General features: G+C 70.5%; 17 protein-coding genes. 10 read left to right on the top strand and 7 right to left on the bottom strand.

What is annotated here, in order from left to right; genetic code table 11:
* The first annotated feature begins 44 nt into the window (after positions 1-44).
* Positions 45-839 (top strand): ParA family protein, encoded by a 795-nt coding sequence (locus H7J06_RS09200; protein WP_264038440.1) that lies wholly within the window; start codon positions 45-47, stop codon positions 837-839.
* Here H7J06_RS09200 and H7J06_RS09205 read toward each other — a convergent pair whose 3' ends face one another.
* Together H7J06_RS09205 and H7J06_RS09210 are read right to left on the bottom strand one after the other, a co-directional pair.
* Complete coding sequence (locus tag H7J06_RS09205) at positions 840-2,051, bottom strand: Rv3212 family protein (protein ID WP_264038441.1); 1,212 nt, start codon at positions 2,049-2,051, stop codon at positions 840-842.
* 19 nt (positions 2,052-2,070) lie between these two features.
* Entirely contained in the window at positions 2,071-3,654 is a 1,584-nt protein-coding gene (locus H7J06_RS09210; protein WP_264038443.1) for a DEAD/DEAH box helicase, read from the bottom strand.
* A 236-nt stretch (positions 3,655-3,890) separates the two neighbouring features.
* On the opposite strand from H7J06_RS09210, the gene H7J06_RS09215 reads away from it, so the two are divergent.
* Complete coding sequence (locus tag H7J06_RS09215) at positions 3,891-4,583, top strand: ferritin-like fold-containing protein (protein ID WP_264038444.1); 693 nt, start codon at positions 3,891-3,893, stop codon at positions 4,581-4,583.
* Positions 4,584-4,596: 13 nt separating this feature from the next.
* Here the strand turns inward: H7J06_RS09215 and H7J06_RS09220 are convergent, their stop codons facing one another.
* Entirely contained in the window at positions 4,597-5,541 is a 945-nt protein-coding gene (locus tag H7J06_RS09220; protein WP_264038445.1) for a hypothetical protein, read from the bottom strand.
* 242 nt (positions 5,542-5,783) lie between these two features.
* On the opposite strand from H7J06_RS09220, the gene H7J06_RS09225 reads away from it, so the two are divergent.
* On the top strand, positions 5,784-6,044 hold the full coding sequence (locus tag H7J06_RS09225) for a DUF3107 domain-containing protein (RefSeq protein WP_264038446.1): 261 nt from the start codon (positions 5,784-5,786) through the stop codon (positions 6,042-6,044).
* On the opposite strand, the gene fasR is transcribed toward H7J06_RS09225, so the two are convergent.
* Complete coding sequence (gene fasR, locus H7J06_RS09230; RefSeq protein WP_264038447.1) at positions 6,041-6,715, bottom strand: HTH-type transcriptional activator FasR; 675 nt, start codon at positions 6,713-6,715, stop codon at positions 6,041-6,043. The two genes, H7J06_RS09225 and fasR, sit on opposite strands and share 4 nt — an antisense overlap.
* A gap of 179 nt (positions 6,716-6,894) precedes the next feature.
* Between fasR and H7J06_RS09235 the strand changes: the two genes are divergently transcribed.
* From H7J06_RS09235 to H7J06_RS09245, 3 genes are all read left to right on the top strand, one after another.
* Positions 6,895-7,926, top strand: a complete 1,032-nt coding sequence (locus H7J06_RS09235; RefSeq protein ID WP_264038448.1) for a DUF3152 domain-containing protein — start codon at positions 6,895-6,897, stop codon at positions 7,924-7,926.
* Positions 7,927-7,999: 73 nt separating this feature from the next.
* Entirely contained in the window at positions 8,000-9,178 is a 1,179-nt protein-coding gene (gene moeZ / locus H7J06_RS09240) for an adenylyltransferase/sulfurtransferase MoeZ (RefSeq protein WP_264038449.1), read from the top strand.
* A 36-nt stretch (positions 9,179-9,214) separates the two neighbouring features.
* On the top strand, positions 9,215-10,069 hold the full coding sequence (locus H7J06_RS09245; RefSeq protein ID WP_264038450.1) for a TIGR02569 family protein: 855 nt from the start codon (positions 9,215-9,217) through the stop codon (positions 10,067-10,069).
* 10 nt (positions 10,070-10,079) lie between these two features.
* On the opposite strand, the gene H7J06_RS09250 is transcribed toward H7J06_RS09245, so the two are convergent.
* Together H7J06_RS09250 and H7J06_RS09255 are read right to left on the bottom strand one after the other, a co-directional pair.
* A complete protein-coding gene (locus H7J06_RS09250; RefSeq protein ID WP_264038779.1) occupies positions 10,080-10,376 on the bottom strand; it encodes an MGMT family protein in 297 nt (98 codons plus the stop codon).
* A 3-nt stretch (positions 10,377-10,379) separates the two neighbouring features.
* On the bottom strand, positions 10,380-11,162 hold the full coding sequence (locus H7J06_RS09255; RefSeq protein WP_264038452.1) for an alpha/beta fold hydrolase: 783 nt from the start codon (positions 11,160-11,162) through the stop codon (positions 10,380-10,382).
* Positions 11,163-11,225: 63 nt separating this feature from the next.
* Here H7J06_RS09255 and H7J06_RS09260 point away from each other — a divergent pair, with 63 nt between their 5' ends.
* Together H7J06_RS09260 and H7J06_RS09265 are read left to right on the top strand one after the other, a co-directional pair.
* Positions 11,226-14,354 carry an ATP-dependent helicase gene (locus H7J06_RS09260; RefSeq protein WP_264038453.1) on the top strand — a complete coding sequence of 1,043 codons (3,129 nt, stop codon included), beginning with the start codon at positions 11,226-11,228 and terminating at the stop codon, positions 14,352-14,354.
* On the top strand, positions 14,351-17,626 hold the full coding sequence (locus H7J06_RS09265; protein WP_264038454.1) for an ATP-dependent helicase: 3,276 nt from the start codon (positions 14,351-14,353) through the stop codon (positions 17,624-17,626). The genes H7J06_RS09260 and H7J06_RS09265 overlap by 4 nt, the downstream gene beginning before the upstream one ends.
* Here H7J06_RS09265 and H7J06_RS09270 read toward each other — a convergent pair.
* A complete protein-coding gene (locus tag H7J06_RS09270; RefSeq protein WP_264038455.1) occupies positions 17,598-17,999 on the bottom strand; it encodes a DoxX family protein in 402 nt (133 codons plus the stop codon). The genes H7J06_RS09265 and H7J06_RS09270 overlap by 29 nt on opposite strands.
* Positions 18,000-18,044: 45 nt before the next feature.
* Here H7J06_RS09270 and H7J06_RS09275 point away from each other — a divergent pair, with 45 nt between their 5' ends.
* Together H7J06_RS09275 and nudC are read left to right on the top strand one after the other, a co-directional pair.
* The gene (locus tag H7J06_RS09275) at positions 18,045-19,124 is read left to right on the top strand and encodes a potassium channel family protein (RefSeq protein ID WP_264038456.1); all 1,080 of its coding nucleotides are present in this window, start codon (positions 18,045-18,047) and stop codon (positions 19,122-19,124) included.
* Positions 19,121-20,056, top strand: coding sequence for an NAD(+) diphosphatase (nudC, locus tag H7J06_RS09280; RefSeq protein ID WP_264038457.1), 936 nt, complete (start codon positions 19,121-19,123; stop codon positions 20,054-20,056). Before H7J06_RS09275 ends, nudC begins: the two co-directional genes overlap by 4 nt.
* Positions 20,057-20,059 lie beyond the last annotated feature (3 nt).

A 20,059-nucleotide genomic window follows, 5' to 3' on the forward strand; every position in this document is an offset into this window, starting at 1 on the left:
TGCCGCACGCGCCTTTCGGGGTTGCGCGTGCCAGGATGAAGCCCATGACGCGAGTACTGGCAGTCGCCAATCAAAAGGGCGGGGTTGCCAAGACGACGACGGTGGCGTCGTTGGGTGCGGCGATGGCCGAGCAGGGCCGACGCGTGCTGCTCGTCGACCTAGACCCGCAGGGGTCGCTGACGTTCTCGCTGGGCCACGACCCCGACAAGTTGACGGTGTCCATCCACGAGGTGCTGCTCGGGGACGTGGAGCCGGACACGGCGCTGCTCGAGACGCCCGAGGGCATGACGCTGATGCCCGCGAACATCGACCTGGCGGGTGCCGAGGCGATGCTGTTGATGCGGGCGGGCCGCGAGTACGCGCTGAAGAGGGCACTGGCCAAGATCGGCGACCGGTTCGACGTCGTCATCGTCGACTGCCCGCCGTCGCTCGGCGTTCTGACGCTCAACGGGCTGACCGCCGCCGACGACGTCATCGTGCCCCTGCAGTGCGAGACGCTCGCGCACCGCGGCGTCGGGCAGTTCCTGCGCACCGTCGACGACGTGCAACAGATCACCAACGCCGACCTGGTTCTGCTGGGCGCACTGCCCACCCTCTACGACTCACGGACCACGCACAGTCGCGACGTGATCCTCGACGTCGTCGACCGCTACCAGCTGCCGGTGCTGGCTCCGCCGATCCCCAGAACGGTGCGCTTCGCCGAGGCGAGCGCCTCGGGGGCGTCGGTGCTGGCAGGACGAAAGAACAAGGGCGCCATGGCATATCGTGAGCTGGCCGCCGCGCTGCTGAAGCACTGGAAGTCGGGGAAGGCGCTGCCGACGTACACCCCGGAGGTGTAGTCAGGCCAACGCGACGAGGGTGTCGCCGCGTTGCTCGAGCACGGTCGTGCCGGCCACGTTGGGTATCACGGCGTCACGGCTCGGCGGGCGCGGCACCGCGATGTGGAATTCGCCCGCGCCGGAGTCGGGGTTGAACACGTCGTAGCCCGTCGTGACGGGGACGAGCAGCCGTCCCGCCATGAGCGTCGTCGGACCCACCGGAGCCTGCCCGTTGACGGGTGACACCGTGTACTTGTACCGCAGCCCGTTGGCCTCGAAGACCATCACGGAGTCACCGGTCCACCAGGTGATGAGATCACCGGCGCGCGACGCCACCGCCTGGGGCGACACCGGTCCGGGCAGCGCGGTGCTGGCGATCGTCGTCCCGGTGTCGTCGATGACGTTGACGACCGGCGTCGGCTTCGACAGGTAGACGGCGGTCGTGGTGTCGGAGACCGCGATGACCCGCGCGTCGGCGTCGGCGGACACGCCGGGCAGCTGGACGATCTTGGTGGTGGGTTCGTCCTCCTGGTCGGCGGGCACCAGGAGGGTGAGGCGCAGATCGGCCTGGCCGGGGCACTTCTGGAGCACCGACACCGCGTTCGAGCTCGCCGCCGCGGACACCATGGCGCACAGCGGCTGGGCGGGAACGCCGGGCTTGATCCGGGCGTCCAGCGCGCCGTAGCCGATCATCCGGACCATGTCGGAGCGCCACAGTTCCAGCCGGGTGGCACCCGTCGACAACACGGTCGACCCGTCCGACGACAGGGACACCTCCGGGTCGGCATAGGCAGTGCGGGAGTAGTGGCGACGTCCGGTCTGCCCGTCGACGGTCGTCACCTGGCCGCAGCCGCGGTCGTCGGGGTAGACCGCGACGGCGTCGTTGTAGACGTAGGTGACGCCGCACAGCGGCACGCCCCGGGCATAGCTCCAGAGCACTCGTCCGCTGGCCGGGTCCCGGCCGTCGACCTGGTTTCCGTCGCCCGTGACGACGGCGCCGCCGGCGACGACGGGTCTGCGCGTCTTCGGGCTGGCGGCGGTCCACACCTCCCGCAGCGAGGTCGGAACGTCCCGCGCCGCCTTCAGCGCGGGAACCGGCTCGGCGGCCGGCTTGCTGATCGTCGCCCTGGCGTCACTGCTCCACCAGATCAGTCCCGCGGCGACGGCGAGGACCATGACGATCGCAGCAGCCGCCAGCAAGTCGCCCCTGGTACGGCGTTCCGGTTGAACCATCGGGAGGTGCGTGCTCCGGTCAGCCGGCGGTCGGCGCGGATGCGCTGCTGGGGCGACGACGCCGGCGACGGCGCTTGGCCGGGCCGGTGGAGTCGCCGGAGGGAGAGGTCTCACCGTCGTCGGACGTCGTCGTGACCTGTGCGTTCTCGGTGACGTGGACGGACTCGGTGGTCGACTTCGTGGCGCCACGGGTGCGCTGACGGGTCCGGTCCCGGTTGCGCGACGGCCGGTCGCTGCTCTCGCGCTTCTCGCCGTCGCGCGACTCCCGCTTGGGCCGCGACTCGGTGGAACGCGACGCGCGGCCCACCGAACCGCCCGCCTCGGCGGGGATGCTCAGTTCCTCGTAGAGGTGCGCCGAACTGGAGTACGTCTCCACCGGATCGGGCGTGTCGAGCCCGAGGGCCTTGTCGATCATCGTCCAGCGCGGCAGCTCGTCCCAGTCGACGAGGGTGACCGCGATGCCCGTCTTGCCCGCGCGGCCGGTGCGGCCGATGCGGTGCACGTAGGCCTGCTCGTCTTCGGGGATCTGGTAGTTGATGACGTGGGTGATGTCGTCGATGTCGATGCCGCGGGCCGCGACGTCGGTGGCGACCAGCACGTCGACGTCTCCTTTGCGGAAGCCCTTGAGTGCCTTCTCGCGGGCCGCCTGGCCCAGGTCGCCGTGCACGGCGCCGACCTTGAAGCCGCGCTCGGCAAGTTCGTCGGCGACCTTCTGTGCGGTGCGCTTGGTACGGGTGAAGATCATCGTCGCGCCGCGGCCCTCGGCCTGCAGGATGCGGGCCACCATCTCGACCTTGTCCAGCGCGTGCGCGCGGTAGGCGTGCTGCTTGGTGTTCTCGTGGGTGGCGGCCGAATGCGGGGCCTCGGCGCGGATGTGCGTCGGCTGGTTCATGAACGTGCGGGCCAGCGTGATGATCGGGTCGGGCATCGTCGCCGAGAACAGCATCGCCTGCCGGTCGGTCGGCGTCTGCTTGAGGATGCGCTCGATGTCGGGCAGGAAGCCCAGGTCGAGCATTTCGTCGGCCTCGTCGAGCACCAGCACCGACAGGCCGCCGAGCTGCAGGTGGCCCTGCTGGGCGAGGTCAAGCAGGCGTCCCGGGGTGCCGACGACGACGTCGACGCCCTTCTGCAGGGCTTCGATCTGGGGCTCGTAGGGGCGGCCGCCGTAGATGGAGGTGACCACCATCTTGCGGTCGCCGACCCTGAGGTACTTCGCGGCGTTGGCGAGGTCGTCGTAGACCTGCAGGCACAGCTCGCGGGTGGGCACGACGATCAGGGCGCGGGGGATGCCGGTGAGCGGCCGCGTCTCGTCGGTGACGATGCGGTGCAGCAGCGGCACGCCGAAGGCGAAGGTCTTGCCCATGCCGGTCCTGGCCTGACCGATCAGGTCGTCGCCGGAGAGTGCCAGCGGCAGCGTCAGTTCCTGGATCGCGAAGGTGTGCTCGATGCCGCCCTCGGCCAGTGCGCGCACGATCTCCTCGCGCACGCCGAGCTCGGCGAAGGTGGTGGTCTTCGGCGCGGCCTCGGGTGCGTCGACGACGACGTCGATGTCCGGGGTGAAGGATTCGGTGGTGGTGTTTGAAGTCGTGGTGATTTCAGTCATGCGTTTGCCGACGTAACCTTTCGTTTGTCAATCTCGCGGCGTCCACACGCGCACACGGGTTCGACGAAGGAACGTTGGGGGCCTCGGCTTCTGACGAAGCGGACCGACACGTGCACGCACATTTCTTGGTAGCGGCGGGTACGAGATGTGCCGCTTCCGCCCACCATGATAGCTGGCCGGGATTTCGGTGCCCTTGCCGCGCCGATCGGCGCGCCGGGCCCGTCTAGAGTCGAGCCATGACTCCGACGCAGCCCGGGGCCTCGCCCGAGCAGACGGTGGCCCCCACGCTGGCAAGGCATGCAGGCGTCGACCAGCTGTTCGCGCTCCTGGCCTACGGCGAGGTGGCCGCCTTCTACCGACTCACCGACGAGGCGCGGATGGCCCCGAATCTGGCGGGCCGGATCAACATGGCCAGCATGGCGGCGGCCGAGATGAACCATTACGAGCTTCTTCGTGAAGCGCTGGCCAAGCGTGGCGTCGACATCGTTCCCGCGATGACCAAATATGCCTCCGCACTGGAGAACTACCACCGCCTGACCACGCCGAGCACGTGGCTCGAGGCGTTGGTGAAGACCTACATCGGCGACGCCCTCGCGGCCGACTTCTACCTCGAGATCGCCGACGCGCTCCCCGAGGACGCGGCCGACGTCGTCCGGGCGGTGCTCTCGGAGACGGGGCACTCGCAGTTCGTCGTGGCCGAGGTCAAGGCGGCGGTCACCGCCAGCGACAAGCAGCGCCACCGGCTGGCGCTGTGGTCCCGCCGGCTGCTCGGCGAGGCCATCACACAAGCGCAATACGTGCTCGCCGAGCACGACGAGCTGGTCGACTTCGTCGTCTCCAGCGGCGAGGGCCTCGGCCGGCTGACCGAGTTCTTCGGCCGGCTACAGGACACCCACAACGCCCGGGTTCGCGAGCTCGGTCTCGGCTGAGCCGGGCGGGTCCCTACTTGGTGCAGGTCGCGATCATCGAGTTGGTGTTCTGGGAGACCAGGGTCACGCCGTTCGCGTCGGTCACCGAGCAGTTCAGATGACCGGTCAGGCTGGTGGCCGTGACCGACGTCAACGAGACTCCCGGATCCAGGGTCACCGAGCGCACCCACGGCAGCGCGACGTTGAACTGCGTCTGCAGGGCGCCCTGGCCGTCGGTGTAGACCACGGTGACCAGGTCAAGCAGTGGCCGGTCGCCCGTCACCTGGTAGGTGACGGTGCGCGGCGAGACGGCCGGAACCGGGGCGGCCGCGGCGGGTGCCGGAGCGACGGCGACGGTCGAACTCGGCGGGATGGTGGTCACCGTCTCCGGTGAGAGCGCGGCGGCCGGCGGCGGGGGAGGAGCCACCGACGTCACCGCCGGTGGTGCCGTCGTGGCCGGGGTGGTGACGGCGTCCTGGGCGGCCGTCGTCGGGGTGGTCGCGGCAATCGTCTTGGACACCGAGCCGCTGTCGCCGCCGCCGAGGATCACCACGGTGCAGATGATCGCGACGAGCAGGATAGCGGCGGCGACGCCGGCGACCCAGACCCATCGGCGGTCGATGGATTCTTCGTATTCGTAGACGTCGTCGTCCAGATAGTCGTCGGACTGCGCGTCGTAGGCGTCGTAGTCGTGGACTGCAGCTCCGGACCGGTCGTCGTACCCGTATCGGGATCCGGACCGGTACTCCGAGCCGTACGACGTGCCGCGGTCGGAGCCGTACGACGTGCCGTAGTCGGGGCCCGACGACGTGCCGTAGTCGGAGTCGTAGTCGGACCGACGCCGGTAGGTCGCGCCGCCGTCGACGACGTCGGTCTCGACGGCGGTGTAGCCGCTCGAGCGTGCGCCGCGCGTCCCGGCTGCGCCAGCGTTGCGCGCCGTCGTCGACGTCCTCGAATACGTTGCGTAAGGCCTGTCCATGCTCACTATCCCGTGCGTTGTCTTCTGGTGTGTCAGCGATGCTAACGAGGCTGAAGTGACGCACGAGGTTGACGCGCCTGGGGTCAGATCACGGTCCGGACTCGGTTGGCTCACGGGCCGTGACGTGCGAACCGAGCCGGTCAGCGCTGCGCTGTCCGCGAAGTGGCGCCACCGCGGGCGCGGGTGATGCGGCCCGTCCACTAGCCTTCTCAGGGGAAAGACCATCGAAGGAAAGGGTTCACGTGGAGGTCAAGATCGGCGTCACCGACAGTCCGCGCGAGCTGGTGCTCCAGAGCGCGTCCACCCCGGCCGAGGTGGAGGAGCTGGTGACCGCGGCGCTCGGCAAGGACTCGGGCGTGCTCGCACTGACCGACGAAAAGGGTCGTCGCTACCTGATCCAGAACACCAGGATCGCCTATGTCGAGATCGGCGCCGCCGACTCGAGGCGGGTCGGTTTCGGCATCGGAGCCACGGCCGCGGCCGTGGCCGACAAGCTCAGCTAGAAGCGGGTCAGCGGCACGTGTGACAGTCCGCCCCAGGCGAACTGCACCGTGCCGTCGACCGCGGCCTCCTTGGAGATCGGCCGGTCGGAATTCAGCCAGTACCGCGCGCAGTCGACGCTCGTCGACACCAGGCCGACCGCGATCATCCTGGCCCGATGCGCTTCGAGCCCGGAATCGCTGCTGATCAATTCGAACACTGCATCGGTGCACGCCTCGGTGGCGACCTTCACCTGAGCCGACACCTGAGGCTCGGTCACGTAGTCGTTCTCGAAGATCAGCCGGTAGCCCTGGCCGTCGTGCTCGATGAAGTCGAAGAAGGCCCCCACGGCGGCACGAAGTCGCTGGCGGTTGTCGGTGGTGGTGCGCAACGCCTGCTGCACGCCGGTCACCAGGTTGTCGACGTGGCGCTCCAGGACCGCGAGGTACAACTCGAGCTTCGACGAGAAGTGTTGGTACAACACTGGTTTGCTGACGCCGGCCCGGTCCGCGATCTCGTCCATGCCGGCGGCGTGGTAGCCGCGGTCGACGAAGACGTCGCTGGCGGCGACGAGCAGTTGCCCGCGCCGCTCGTCGCGGGGCAGGCGGTTGCCACGCCGATTCCCGCCGGTGGTTCCGGTCGAACCGTCACCACCGCCCGACTGGGCACCCTTCCGCTCGGCGATGTCGCTCATCACTCCTCTATCCGGATGTGGAACTGCGGCCCGGTGCAGGCCGCCCCGATGGGAGCCGTTGATCCGGCTGGTCATCGAACCGACACTACTACCGCCGATCGGGGCCGTGCGTCATGTCACGCCGTGTACGGGTGGCGCGCCACGGCCTCTCCGCGGCGGGCCTGTGCCATTCTGGTGCGGTGACCTACGACCCGGGGCGTCGCGGGGGCGGTCGTCAGCCCGTGCTGCGCAACGAGTTCAGGGAACCCTTGCGCGCACAGCGCGACCCGTTGGCCGAGGCCGGCGGCCGGACGCGCTCCAACCGAGACGACCGTCAGCGCTGGCGAAAGCAGTCGTGGCTCGGACGGTTCGTCTCCACCTACGGGTGGCGCGCCTACGCGCTGCCGATCTTGGCCGTCATCACCGTGCTGGTGGTCTACCAGGCCGTCACCGGAACCACCGCCCCGACGCCGGTCAACGCGGAAGGGCCCGTCCAGGGGCCGCCCACCATCGGTGCCACGGGTACGGGCATCATCGGCGCCCCACCAAAGGGCATGACCCAGTTCGACGCGAACCTGCCGACCGGGATCCTTCCGGACGGCGGACCGTTCACCGAGTCCGGTGCCAAGACCTGGCACCTCGTTCCCGGTACGACACCCAAGGTCGGCACCGGCACCACCAAGTCCTTCACCTACACCGTCGAGGTGGAGGACGGCGTCGACACCGCTTCCATCGGTGGCGACGAGGCCTTCGCCCGGATGGTCACCGAGACGCTGGACAACCCCAAGAGTTGGACGCACAACCCGCAGATCGCGTTCACCCGCATCGACGACCCGGCGCAGACACCGGACTTCCGGGTCTCGCTGACCTCGCCGATGACGGTGCGTGAAGGGTGCGGCTACGACATTCCGCTCGAGGCGTCCTGCTACAACCCCGCCTACCTCGGCGACCAGGCCAGGGTGTTCGTCAACGAGGCCCGCTGGGTGCGCGGCGCCGTGCCGTTTCAGGGCGACATCGGCTCGTATCGTCAGTACCTGGTCAACCACGAGGTGGGGCACGCGATCGGGTACCAGAAGCACGAGCCGTGCGCCGACAACGGCGCGTTGGCCCCGGTGATGATGCAGCAGACGTTCTCGACCAGCAACGACGACGACGCGCGATTCGATCCGGAGTCCGTGCAGGCCGACGGAAAGACCTGCCGCTTCAACCCGTGGCCCTATCCGATCGCCTGACCCGTCGGGGAACGGAGCCGGCGCGATCGCCGTTGAACGAGCCAGGTGTCACGTCGATTCGAGGGGCGGCAAGGTGTCCACTTCGCTACCACCGCTGGTCGAGCCGGCCGCGGAACTCACCCGTGACGAGGTCGCCCGCTACAGCCGCCACCTGATCATCCCCGACGTCGGCGTCGACGGGCAGAAGCGCCTCAAGAACGCCCGCGTGCTGGTGATCGGCGCCGGCGGCCTCGGCTCGCCGACCCTGTTGTATCTGGCCGCCGCGGGTGTGGGCACCATCGGCATCGTGGACTTCGACGTCGTCGACGAATCCAACCTGCAGCGCCAGATCATCCACGGCCAGTCCGACGTCGGCCGGCCGAAGGCCCAGAGCGCCCGTGACTCGATCATCGCGATCAACCCGCTGGTCGAAGTGCGGCTGCACGAGGTTCGACTGTCCGGCGACAACGCCGTCGACCTGTTCGAGCAGTACGACCTGATCGTGGACGGCACCGACAACTTCGCCACCCGCTATCTGGTCAACGACGCGGCGGTGCTGGCGGGCAAGCCGTACGTCTGGGGGTCGATCTACCGCTTCGAGGGGCAGGTGTCGGTGTTCTGGGAGGACGCGCCCAACGGACGTGGTCTCAACTACCGAGACCTGTACCCGGAACCGCCGCCCCCCGGGATGGTGCCGTCGTGCGCCGAGGGCGGCGTGCTCGGCATCCTGTGCGGCTCGATCGCGTCGGTGATGGGCACCGAGGCGATCAAGCTGCTCGTCGGCATCGGTGACCCCCTGCTGGGCCGGCTGCTGATGTACGACGCACTGGAGATGACCTACCGCACCATCACGATCCGCAAGGATCCCGAGACACCGAAGATCACCGAGCTGATCGACTACGACGCGTTCTGCGGCGTGGTGTCCGACGCCGCGGCCGAGGCGGCCGCCGACTCGACCGTCACGCCCCGGGAATTGCGCGCCATGCTGGACTCCGGCCGGAGGATCGCGTTGGTCGACGTCCGTGAGCCCGCGGAGTGGGCCATCAACCACATCGGCGGGGCCGAGCTGATCCCGAAGTCGGCGATCGACGCCGGCGACGGCCTGGCCAAGCTGCCGCACGACCGAACGCCGGTGCTGTATTGCAAGACGGGAATCCGGTCGGCGGAGGTGCTGGCCGCGGTGAAGGGGGCGGGTTTCGCCGACGCGGTGCACCTGCAGGGCGGAATCGTGGCGTGGGCGCGGGAACTCGAACCCGACATGGTCATGTACTGACGGCTCGTTGGCCAGCCCACGCCTTAGGCTAAGTCTGTGAGTGCCGACATGCCGCCCGATCACGTCCTGGCGGCGTTTGGTCTCTCGGGTGTCCGGCCCGTCCCGCTCGGCTCGAGCTGGGAGGGTGGTTGGCGCTGCGGCGAAGTGGTGTTGTCGATGGTCGCCGAGCACGCCAGGGCGGGCTGGTCTGCGAAGGTCCGAGAGACGTTGTTCGTCGACGGCGTGCGCCTCGCCCGCCCCGTGCGCTCGACCGACGGCCGCTACGTCGTGGCCGGGTGGCGCGCCGACACGTTCGTCACCGGAACGCCGGAGCCGCGCCACGACGAAGTGGTGTCCGCCGCAGTCCGACTGCACGAGGCCACCGCGAAGCTGGAACGCCCGCGGTTCCTGACCCAGCCGCCGTCGGCGCCGTGGTCCGACGTCGACGTGTTCATCGCCGCCGACCGCGCCGCGTGGGAGGACCGTCCGATGCACAGCCTGCCGCCCGGTGCGCGGGTCGCGCCTGGTGGCGCCGACGGGCAACGCTCGGTCGACCTCATCGCCCAGCTGGCCACGTTGCGCCGGCCGACGCGCAGCCCGAGCCAGCTCGTGCACGGCGACCTCTACGGCACCGTGCTCTTCGCCGGCACCGCGGCTCCCGGCATCACCGACATCACGCCGTATTGGCGGCCGGCGTCCTGGGCGGCCGGTGTCGTCGTCGTCGACGCCCTGGCCTGGGGTGAGGCCGACGACGGACTCGTCGAGCGGTGGGCCCCCCTGCCGGAGTGGCCGCAGATGCTGTTGCGCGCGTTGATGTTCCGGTTGGCGGTCCACGCGCTGCATCCGCGCTCGACCGCGGCGGCGTTCCCCGGGCTGGCCCGCACCGCGGCACTGGTGCGCCTGATCCTGTAGGCGTCCGTCGTCAGAACGCGTGCCGCGCCTCGCGCAACGCGATGCGGCCGTCCTTGGCGAGCACGCCCTCGGCCCGCAGCAGCTCGAGCTGGCGCGCCTGGAGGTGCGGCGCCGGCCGGCCCGACGCCCTGATCACCCGGTGCCACGGCAGATCCGACGAATCGGTCCGCATGATCCACGCGACGATCCGCGGGCTGGGAAGCCCTGCGGCGTCGGCGATGTCGCCGTACGTCGAGACCTTGCCCGTCGGGATGGACGCGACCAGCGCGCGGACGGTCTCCACCTGCTCGTCGGTGATGGCGGCGATCGCTCAGCCCACCAAGTCCCGGATCAGCTGCGCCGTCTCGGCCGGTCTGGAGAGCGGCACCATGTGGTCGCAGTCGAACTCGAGGAGCGTGAAGTGCGAACCCAGCGCGGCGCGCAACGTCGCGACCAGTTCCTCGGTGACGTACGGGGGTTCGGTTCTCCTCGCCCGCACCACCGTCGTCGGCGTGCCCTCGCTCGGCACGGCGACCGGTCGCGCCAGCTCGCTCCAGTACGACATCACCGCAGGAATGCCGATGCGCCAGCCCACCCGACCGTTCGGCAGGGTGATGAGGTGTTCGTCGAGTTCGCGCTCCAAGTCGGCCTCGTCGACCTCACCCCAGGACCCCGAGGACTTGTCGGCTCGCGCCTCGTCCCGGTCGGCGAAGTCCGGGGATTGCAGCATGGCGTCGGCGATCTCGCGCATCCAGCCGCCGTCGAGGCCCACGGCGGGGTCGAGGAGGATCAGTCCCTCGACCAGGTCGGGCCGGGACTCCGCGAGGCTCAGCGCGACGGCGCCGCCGAAGGAGTGGGCCACCACCCAGACCGGCCCGTCCGCCTCTGCGTCGAGGAGGTTGGCGAGCGCCTCGACGTTGGCGTCGACGGTCCAGGGTGCCGCCCACGACGATCGGCCGTGGCCCAGCAGGTCGGGTGCCAAGATCGGGTACTCCGCGAGGTGCCGTTCCGCCAGGGTCTCCCACCGCTGGCCGTGCCCGGTCAACCCGTGCAGGGCCAGGATCCGGGGCGGTGTGCGCGGGCCGAAGCGGCGCACGCTCAAGACGTCGGTCATGGTGTCGATGCTGCCAGCAGCGCGGCGGCCGGTCTTGTCGTACCCCCGTGGTGACATGTCTTCATGCCCGCCCCACGCACCGCACCGACGTCCACCGTGCTGACCGATCTCGGTCTCCGCGGCACCGTGCGCATGGTCGGCGGGCCCGGGACGGGGAAGACGTCGCTTCTCGTCGACGCCGCCGCGGCGCGCATCGCGGCGGGCGTCGCGCCGGAATCCGTTCTGTTGCTCACGAGTTCGGCACGGCTCAGCGCCACGGCCCGTGCCCTGGTCACGGCCGCGCTGCTCGAGAACGGCCCGGCGGCGGTGCGCGAGCCCATGGTGCGCACCATTCACTCCTACGCCTTCGCGGTCCTGCGGATGGGGGCCCAGCGTAACGGTGACCCGCCACCGCGGCTGGTCACCAGTGCCGAGCAGGACGGCATCATCCGTGAGCTGCTCGCAGGTGACCTCGAGGACGGTCCCGACGCCTCGGTGAGGTGGCCACGCCACCTCGTGCCCGCCCTGGGCACCGTGGGTTTCGCCAACGAGCTGCGGGACCTGCTGGCGCGATGCACCGAACGGGGCGTGGAACCGGCTGCGCTACAACGCATCGGTCGGCGCGCGGGCCGCCCGGAGTGGGTGGCGGCCGGCCAGTTCGCGCAGGTCTACGAGCAGGTGATGCTGTTGCGGTCCGCGGTCGGCATGGCGGCCCCGCAGGCCACGGTGCCGGCGTTGGGGGCAGCCGAGCTGGTCGGCGCCGCCCTCGACGCCTTCGCCGCCGACCCCGCGTTGTTGGCGGCCGAGCGCACCAGGATTCGGCTGCTCCTGGTCGACGACGCGCAGAACCTCGACCCGCAGGCCGCTTTGCTGGTGCGGGTATTGGCGGGCGGCGCCGAACTCGCCGTCATCGCAGGCGATCCGAACGAGTCGGTCTTCGGCTACCGCGGCGCCGACCCGGCCCTGCTCGGTGCCGCCGGGGACCATCCGACGATCGTGCTCGGCGAGTCGCACCGATGCGCCGCCGCCGTGGCCCGCGCCGTGACGGGCATCGCGAGTCGGTTGCCCGGGGTCGACGCCGCCCGGCAGCTGATCTCGGCCGACGACCGGGTGGGGTCGGTGGCGGTGCGGATCGCCGCCTCGGAGCGCGCCGAGGCCGCGGTGATCGCCGACGCGCTGCGCCGGGCCCATCTCGTCGACGGCGTGCCGTGGTCGCAGATGGCGGTCGTGGTCAGGTCAGTACCCCGCGCGGGTGCGGGGCTGGCGCGTGCCTTGACCGTGGCGGGCGTACCCGTCGCGCAGCAGGCGTCGACGGGCCCGCTGGCCGAGATGCCAGCCGTCGCAGCGCTGCTCGCGGTGCTCGACGTGGTCTCTGACGGCCTGGACGGCGAGCGCGCGCTGGCGCTGCTGACCGGCCCGATCGGCCGGGTGGACCCGGTGTCGCTGCGCCAACTCCGCCGCACGCTGCGTCGCCTGGACCCGGGTGACGTCTCGCGGGACTTCGCCGACCTGCTCGTCGACGCCCTCGACCCGCGCCGCCCCGTCCCGGGCGACGTGCCCGACCAGTTGGCCAGGGCGCTGAAGCTGGTGCGCAAGGTGTTGGCCGCCGCCAGCCGCAGCCAGGCCGACGGGCTCGACCCCCGGTTCACGCTGTGGCAGGCATGGCATCAGACCGGTCTGCAGCGACGGTGGCTGGCGGCCGCCGAGCGGTCCGGCACCGCGGGGATCCAGGCCGGCCGGGACCTCGACGCCGTGACCGCGCTGTTCGACGTGGCGGAACGGTACGTCACCCACACGACCGGGGCCTCGCTGACGGGATTCGTCGACCACGTGCGGTCGATGGTGCTGCCCGTCGGCGGTGGCGAATCGGTCGCCGGCGACGCGGTGGCGGTGCTGTCGGCACACGCCTCACTGGGCCGGGAGTGGGAGTTCGTGGTCATCGCGGGTCTGCAGGAAGGCTTGTGGCCCAACGTGGTTCCACGTGGGGGAGTGCTGGGTACCCAGCAGCTCGTCGACGTCCTCGACGGGATCGTCGACGGCACGTCCACCAGAGCGCCGCTGCTCGCCGAGGAGCGCAGGCTGCTGGTCGCCGCGCTCGGCCGGGCGCGTGCACGGGTCTTGGTCACCGCGGTCGACGGCGACGAGGGCGACGACGCCCTGATGCCGTCGCCGTTCTGTGACGAGCTCGCGGCGCTGGCGACCGAGCCGCCCGATCGAGACGCCGAGCCGGTTCGCGCCCCTCGCGTCCTGGCGCCCGCCGCGGTCGTCGGCAGGCTGCGCGCCGTGGTGTGCGCACCGCACGGGGTCGTGACCGACGACGTCCGTGACTGTGCGGCACGGCAATTGGCCCGATTGGCCGCGGCGGGCGTCCCGGGTGCGGACCCGGTCCACTGGTACGCCAGTACGGCCGTGTCGACCGATGGGCCCCTGTGGGACGGCGACGAGCACGTCGTGACGCTGTCCCCGTCGACGCTGCAGACGCTGTCGGACTGCCCGCTGCGGTGGTTGCTCGAGCGCCACGGCGGCAACGACGGACGCGACGTCCGCTCGGCTCTCGGCACGCTGGTGCACGCATTGGTGTCCGACGGTGAGAAGACGGAGGGCCAGATGCTGGCGCAGCTCGAATCGGTGTGGGAAGAGCTTCCCTTCGACGCCGCGTGGTTCGCGGCCAACGAGTTGGACCGCCACCGGACGATGCTGACGGCATTCCTCGAGTGGCGGGCCCAGACCCGGCACGAACTCACCGAGGTGGGCACCGAGGTGGAGGTTGAGGGAGTCGTCGCGTCGGCCGGGGGTGACCAGCCCGGCGTGCGGGTCCGCGGGCGGGTCGACAGGCTTGAGCGCGACGCCGAGGGCAGACTCGTCGTCGTCGACGTCAAGACCGGCAAGAGTCCGGTCAGCAAGGACGACGCGCAGCAGCATGCCCAGCTCGCCATGTATCAGCTGGCGATCGCGGAAGGTGTTCTGCCGCAGGGTGACCAGGCCGGCGGTGGGCGACTGGTCTACCTCGGCAAGATCGGCGTGGCCGGCGCCACCGAACGCGACCAGAATCCGATGACCGCCGACGGGCGTGACGAGTGGCGCGAGCGCGTCCAGCAGGCCGCCGGTGCGACGAAGGGACCGGAGTTCGTGGCGCGCGTCAACGACGGCTGTGCACACTGCCCGGTGCGGGCGACGTGTCCCGCGCAAGCGGCGCTGGGTGGGCGACAGTGACCGCTCGGTACAGCCCGGCCGAATTGGCCGACGCCCTCGGCATCTTCGCGCCCACCGAGGAACAGGCCGCCGTGATCGCGGCGCCCCCCGGCCCTCTGGTGGTGATTGCCGGTGCGGGGGCGGGCAAGACCGAGACGATGGCCGCCCGCGTCGTCTGGCTCGTCGCCAACGGGTACGCGCGTCCCGGCGAGGTCCTCGGGTTGACGTTCACCCGAAAGGCGGCCGGGCAGCTGCTGCGCCGGGTCCGCACCCGACTGGCGCGGCTCGCGGGCGCGGGTCTGGTACCCGGCGAACGGGCCGAGGTCGACGAGCATCCGGCCATCGGCACGTACCACGCCTTCGCGGGGACGTTGCTGCGCGAGCACGGGCTGCTGCTGCCGGTGGAGCCGTCGACCCGTCTGATCGGTGCAACCGAGCTGTGGCAGTTGGCCTTTCGCGTCGTCTGCGACCACCCCGCACTCGACACCGAGAAGTCCCCGGCCACCGTCACCGGGATGGTGCTGCGGCTGGCCGGCCAGCTGGCCGAACACCTCGTCGACACCGACCAGCTGCGTGACACCCACGTCGAGCTGGAGCGGTTGGTGCACACCCTGCCGGCCGGGCCACGCCAGCGCGACACGGGTCCCAACCAATCGCTGTTGAAGCTTCTGACCGTGCAGGCCGAACGCACCGAGCTGGTGCCCATGATCGACGCGCTGCACGAACGGATGCGCGCGGAGAACGTGATGGACTTTGGCATGCAGATGGCCGCGGCGGCCCGCCTGGCCGCGACGTTTCCCCGAGTCGGCGAGCAGCTGCGTCAGCGCTACCGAGTGGTGCTGCTCGACGAGTATCAAGACACCGGTCACGCTCAGCGGGTGGCCCTGTCGGCGTTGTTCGGGGGCGGCGTCGACGACGAGCTTGCCCTCACGGCGGTGGGGGACCCGATCCAGTCGATCTACGGCTGGCGTGGCGCGTCGGCGACCAACCTGCCACGGTTCACCACCGACTTCTGCCTCTCCGACGGCACGCCCGCGCCGACGCTGGAGCTGCGCACCAGCTGGCGCAATCCGCCGAGCGCGTTGCACCTGGCCAACGCTGTCTCGATGGAGGCGCGGCGCCGATCGGTGGCCGTCCGCGAGCTGCTGCCCCGCCCGGGCGCGCAGGCCGGCACCGTGCGGTGCGCGCTGCTGAGTGACGTGAGCGTCGAACGGGACTGGCTGGCAGACCAATTGGCCGAGGTCTACCACGGCGCCGTCGACTCCGGTGCCGACGTTCCGACCACGGCGGTGCTGGTGCGCCGCAACGCCGACGCCGCCCCCGTCGCCGACGCACTCACCGCGCGCGGCGTGCCGGTCGAGGTCGTCGGAGTGTCGGGTCTGCTGTCGGTGCCCGAGGTGGCGGACGTGGTCGCGATGCTGCGGCTGGCCGCGGATCCCACCGCCGGTTCGGCGGCGATCCGCGTGGTCACGGGTCCGCGCTGGCGGTTGGGCGCCGCCGACGTCACCGCGCTGTGGCGTCGGGCGGTGGAACTCGACTCCGCGAGCAAGGGCACCGTCGACCGGTCCTCGACGACGCACATCGTCGCCTCCGCGAGTCCGGACGCGGACACCGCGTGTCTGGCCGACGCGATCTGCGATCCAGGCCATCAGGACCGCTATTCGCCGGTGGGCTACGGCCGGATCGTCGCGCTGTGCCGTGAGCTGACCGCGTTGCGGGCGCAACTGCACCACCCGCTGCCCGATCTGATCGCCGAGATCCGGTGGATGCTGGGCGTCGACGCCGAAGTTCGTGCGGCGCAAACCGTCTCGGCGGGGTGGTCCGGCACCGAACACCTCGACGCGTTCTCCGACGTCGTCGCCGAGTTCGCCGCGCGCCCCTCGGCGTCGGTGGCCGGGCTGCTCGCGTTCCTCGACGCCGCGATGGAGGTGGAGAACGGGCTGGCCCCCGCGGAGCTCACGGTGTCGAAGGACCGGGTCCAGATCTTGACCGTGCACGCCGCCAAGGGCCTGGAGTGGCAGGTCGTCGCGGTGCCGCACCTGAGCGCCCGGGTGTTCCCGTCGTCGGGATCCGCCCGCACCTGGCTCAGCGACGCCGGCGACCTTCCGCCGCTGCTGCGCGGCGACCGCGCCGAGGTCTCCGAACACGGCGTACCCGTGCTCGACACCTCGGACGTCAACGATCGAAAGGCGTTGTCCGACAAGGTCACCGCTCACCGCAAGACGCTCGACCAGCGCCGGATCGACGAGGAGCGCCGACTGCTGTACGTGGCGCTGACCCGCGCCGAGGACACCCTGCTGCTGTCCGGTCATCACTGGGGGGCGACGGAGTCGAAGCCGCGCGGTCCGTCGGACTTCCTGCTCGAGATCAAGGACGTGATCGACCGGGCCTCAGCGGCAGGGGACCCCTGCGGAGTCGTCGAACAGTGGGCGCCGGCTCCCGCCGACGGTGAGTCGAACCCGTTGCGGGACAACGTTCTGGAACGCATCTGGCCCGTCGATCCGGCCGGCGCCGAGCGCGGCGTCGTAGACCGTGGCGTCGAACTCGTCCGGCGGGCCATGGCCGTGGCGCCGTCGGACGACCCCGAGCCGGCCGACCCCGACGGGTGGGTCGCCGACGTCGACGCCCTGATCGCCGAGCGCGAGTTGGCACTGGTACGGCCCGCACCGGTGCTGCCGGTGCAGCTCTCGGTGAGCGCACTGGTGGACCTCGGACGCGATCCCGACGGGGCGCTGAGCCGGCTGCAGCGTCGGGTGCCGGTACGCCCGGATCCGCACGCGTTGCTCGGCACGGCGTTCCACGACTGGGTGCAGCGGTTCTTCCACGCCGAGCGGCTGTTCGACCTCGAGGACCTGCCGGGTGCGGTCGACGGCGAGTTGGGTCTGTCGGAGGCGGAGCAACTTGCCGAACTTCAGGAGGCCTTCGCGGTGTCGCCGTGGGCGTCGAGGACGCCGGTCGACGTCGAGGTGCCGTTCGACATGGTCATCGGTGGCACGGTAATCCGCGGCCGGATCGACGCGGTGTTCGCCGACGACGACGGTGGGGTGACGGTGGTGGACTGGAAGACCGGCGATCCGCCGGCGAGCGAGGAGGCGTTGCAGCAGAACGCCGTTCAACTCGCCGTGTACCGGCTGGCGTGGGCGGCGACGGCCGGGGTGTCACCCGAGTCGGTGCGGACGGCATTCCACTACGTGCGGAGCGGGCGCACGGTGACGCCCGACGCCCTGCCCGACGCCGACGAGTTGGCCGGGCTGCTCGGGGCCGCTAGCGAGGCGCGGTGCGGTACACCTTGAGCGCCTGGGTGATCATGGGGATCTGCAGCGGCAGGCGGGCGATGGTGCCGATCCGGGCGGGCCAGCCCTTGTTCCACAGCACGCGCACGGAGTTGACGTTCGCGGGGAACACTCCGACGTAGAGCGCCACGGCGGCGACCGCGCCGAGGCGACGCGTGCGCGGGGCGATCAGCAGGGCGCCCGTGGTGGCCTCGGCGACACCGGAGGCCAACGTGTAGAACCGTGCGCTGCCCGGTAATTCCGCCGGCACGATCATGTCGAACGGCTTGGGCGCGACGAAGTGCAGCACGCCCATGCCGATCAGCATCGCCCCCATTCGCTGGGCCGTGACCTGGCTTGGTGCGTTCTCGGATGCTGCGGTGAGGGAGCTCATGGTTACATTGTGCTGTGCGGCGAGTTGGGCGGATGACGGGCCCTCGTGGCCAAGGGTAGGTTGCGGCGCCGGATGGAGGCGCTCGATCAGACGTTGACCACTCAGCCCGACCACGCGTTGGTCGGGACGCTGCGCATCCCCGAGCAGCCGGTGAGCCCGGCCCGCAAGATCGCGATGCGGGTGCTCTACGCGCTGCTGGCACTGTTCGCAGCGGTGCTGATCGTCTATCTGGACCGCGACGGCTACCGCGACGTGCAGGACAACCAGCTCTCGTTCCTGGATTGTCTGTACTACGCGACGGTGTCGCTGTCGACCACCGGCTACGGCGACATCACCCCGTTCACGCCGTCGGCCCGCCTCATCAACGTGCTGGTCATCACGCCGTTGCGCGTCGCCTTCCTGATCGTGTTGATCGGTACCACCGTGGAAACCCTGACGGAGGCTTCGCGTCAGACCCTCAAGATTCAGCAATGGAGGAGAAGAGTGCGCGACCACATCGTCGTCGTCGGCTACGGCACCAAGGGCAAGACGGCCGTCTCGGCCATGATCGGCGACGGCGCCAAGAGCGGTGAGATCGTGGTCGTCGACACCGACCGCGCCGCACTCGACCGTGCGGACAAGGCCGGGCTGGTGACCATGCACGGCGACGCCAACCGCGCCGACGTGCTCCGCCTCGCCGGAGCCCAGCACGCCAAGGCCATCGTCGTCGCCACCAACAGCGACCCCACCGCCGTACTCGTCACGCTGACCGCCCGCGAGCTCGCGCCCAAGGCCAAGATCATCGCCTCGATCCGGGAGTCGGAGAACCAGCATCTGCTCCTCCAGTCGGGGGCGGATTCGGTGGTGGTGTCCTCCGAGACTGCCGGTCGACTGCTCGGCATGGCGGCCAACACCCCGACGGTGGTGGAGCTCATCGAGGATCTGCTGACCCCCGACGCCGGGTTTGCCATCGCCGAACGCGACGTGACCGCCAAGGAGGTCGGCGGTTCCGCGCGGCACCTGTCCGACATCGTGCTCGGGGTGGTGCGCGAGGGCAATCTGGTGCGCGTCGACGCACCGGGAGCCGACGCGATGGAGCTCGGCGACCGCTTGCTCTACATCCGCAACGCGGACTCGGACCGATGACCGGTCCCGGCGCGTTCACCCTGCGCAACGTCCCCCTGCTGTCACGTGTCGGTGCCGACCGCGCCGACGAACTCCGGACCGACGTCGACGCCGCGCTGGCCGGGTGGAGCGACGCGCTGTTGTTGAAGGTCGACCGACGCAATCAGGTGCTGATCTCCGGCGGTCGGGTGGTTCTGGGCAGCGCTGCGAAGTACTCGCCGACGCCGGACGAGCACGCGGTGTTCCTGGGCCGGATGCCGGACGGCAGACACGTGTGGGCGGTGCGCGGCGCGCTCGACGGGCCGGAGGATCCACACGCCGAATCGGAGGTCCTCGACCTGCGCCGCGCGGGTGCCGTCTTCGACGACGTCAGCGCACAGCTGGTCGCCACCGCCACCGCGCTTCTCAACTGGCACGACAGTGCGCGCTTCAGCGCGGCCGACGGCTCGCCCACGAAGAGCCACAAGGCGGGGTGGGCGAGGGTCGACCCGGTCACGGGCCGCGAGGAGTTCCCGCGGATGGACCCCGCGGTCATCTGCCTGATCCACGACGGTCACGACCGTGCAGTGCTGGCGCGCCAGACCGTGTGGCCGGAGCGGCTCTTCTCGCTCATCGCCGGGTTCGTGGAAGCGGGCGAGTCGTTCGAACAGTGCGTGGTGCGCGAGGTGGCCGAGGAGATCGGCCTGACCGTCACCGACGTGACCTACCTGGGCAGTCAGCCGTGGCCGTTCCCGCGCTCGCTGATGGTCGGCTTCCACGCGATCGGCGATCCGGAGCAGGAGTTCGTGTTCAGCGACGGAGAAATCGCCGAGGCGGGGTGGTTCACCCGCTCGGAGGTCCAAGCCGCCCTGGCCGACGGCGACTGGAGCAGCGACTCACCGTCGCGGCTGCTGCTGCCGGGCTCGATCTCGATTGCCCGGGAGATCATCGAATCCTGGGCGTTCAGCCCTTAGACA

The organism is Mycolicibacterium hodleri (genome assembly GCF_025822245.1).
Classification (GTDB): Bacteria; Actinomycetota; Actinomycetes; order Mycobacteriales; family Mycobacteriaceae; genus Mycobacterium; species Mycobacterium hodleri.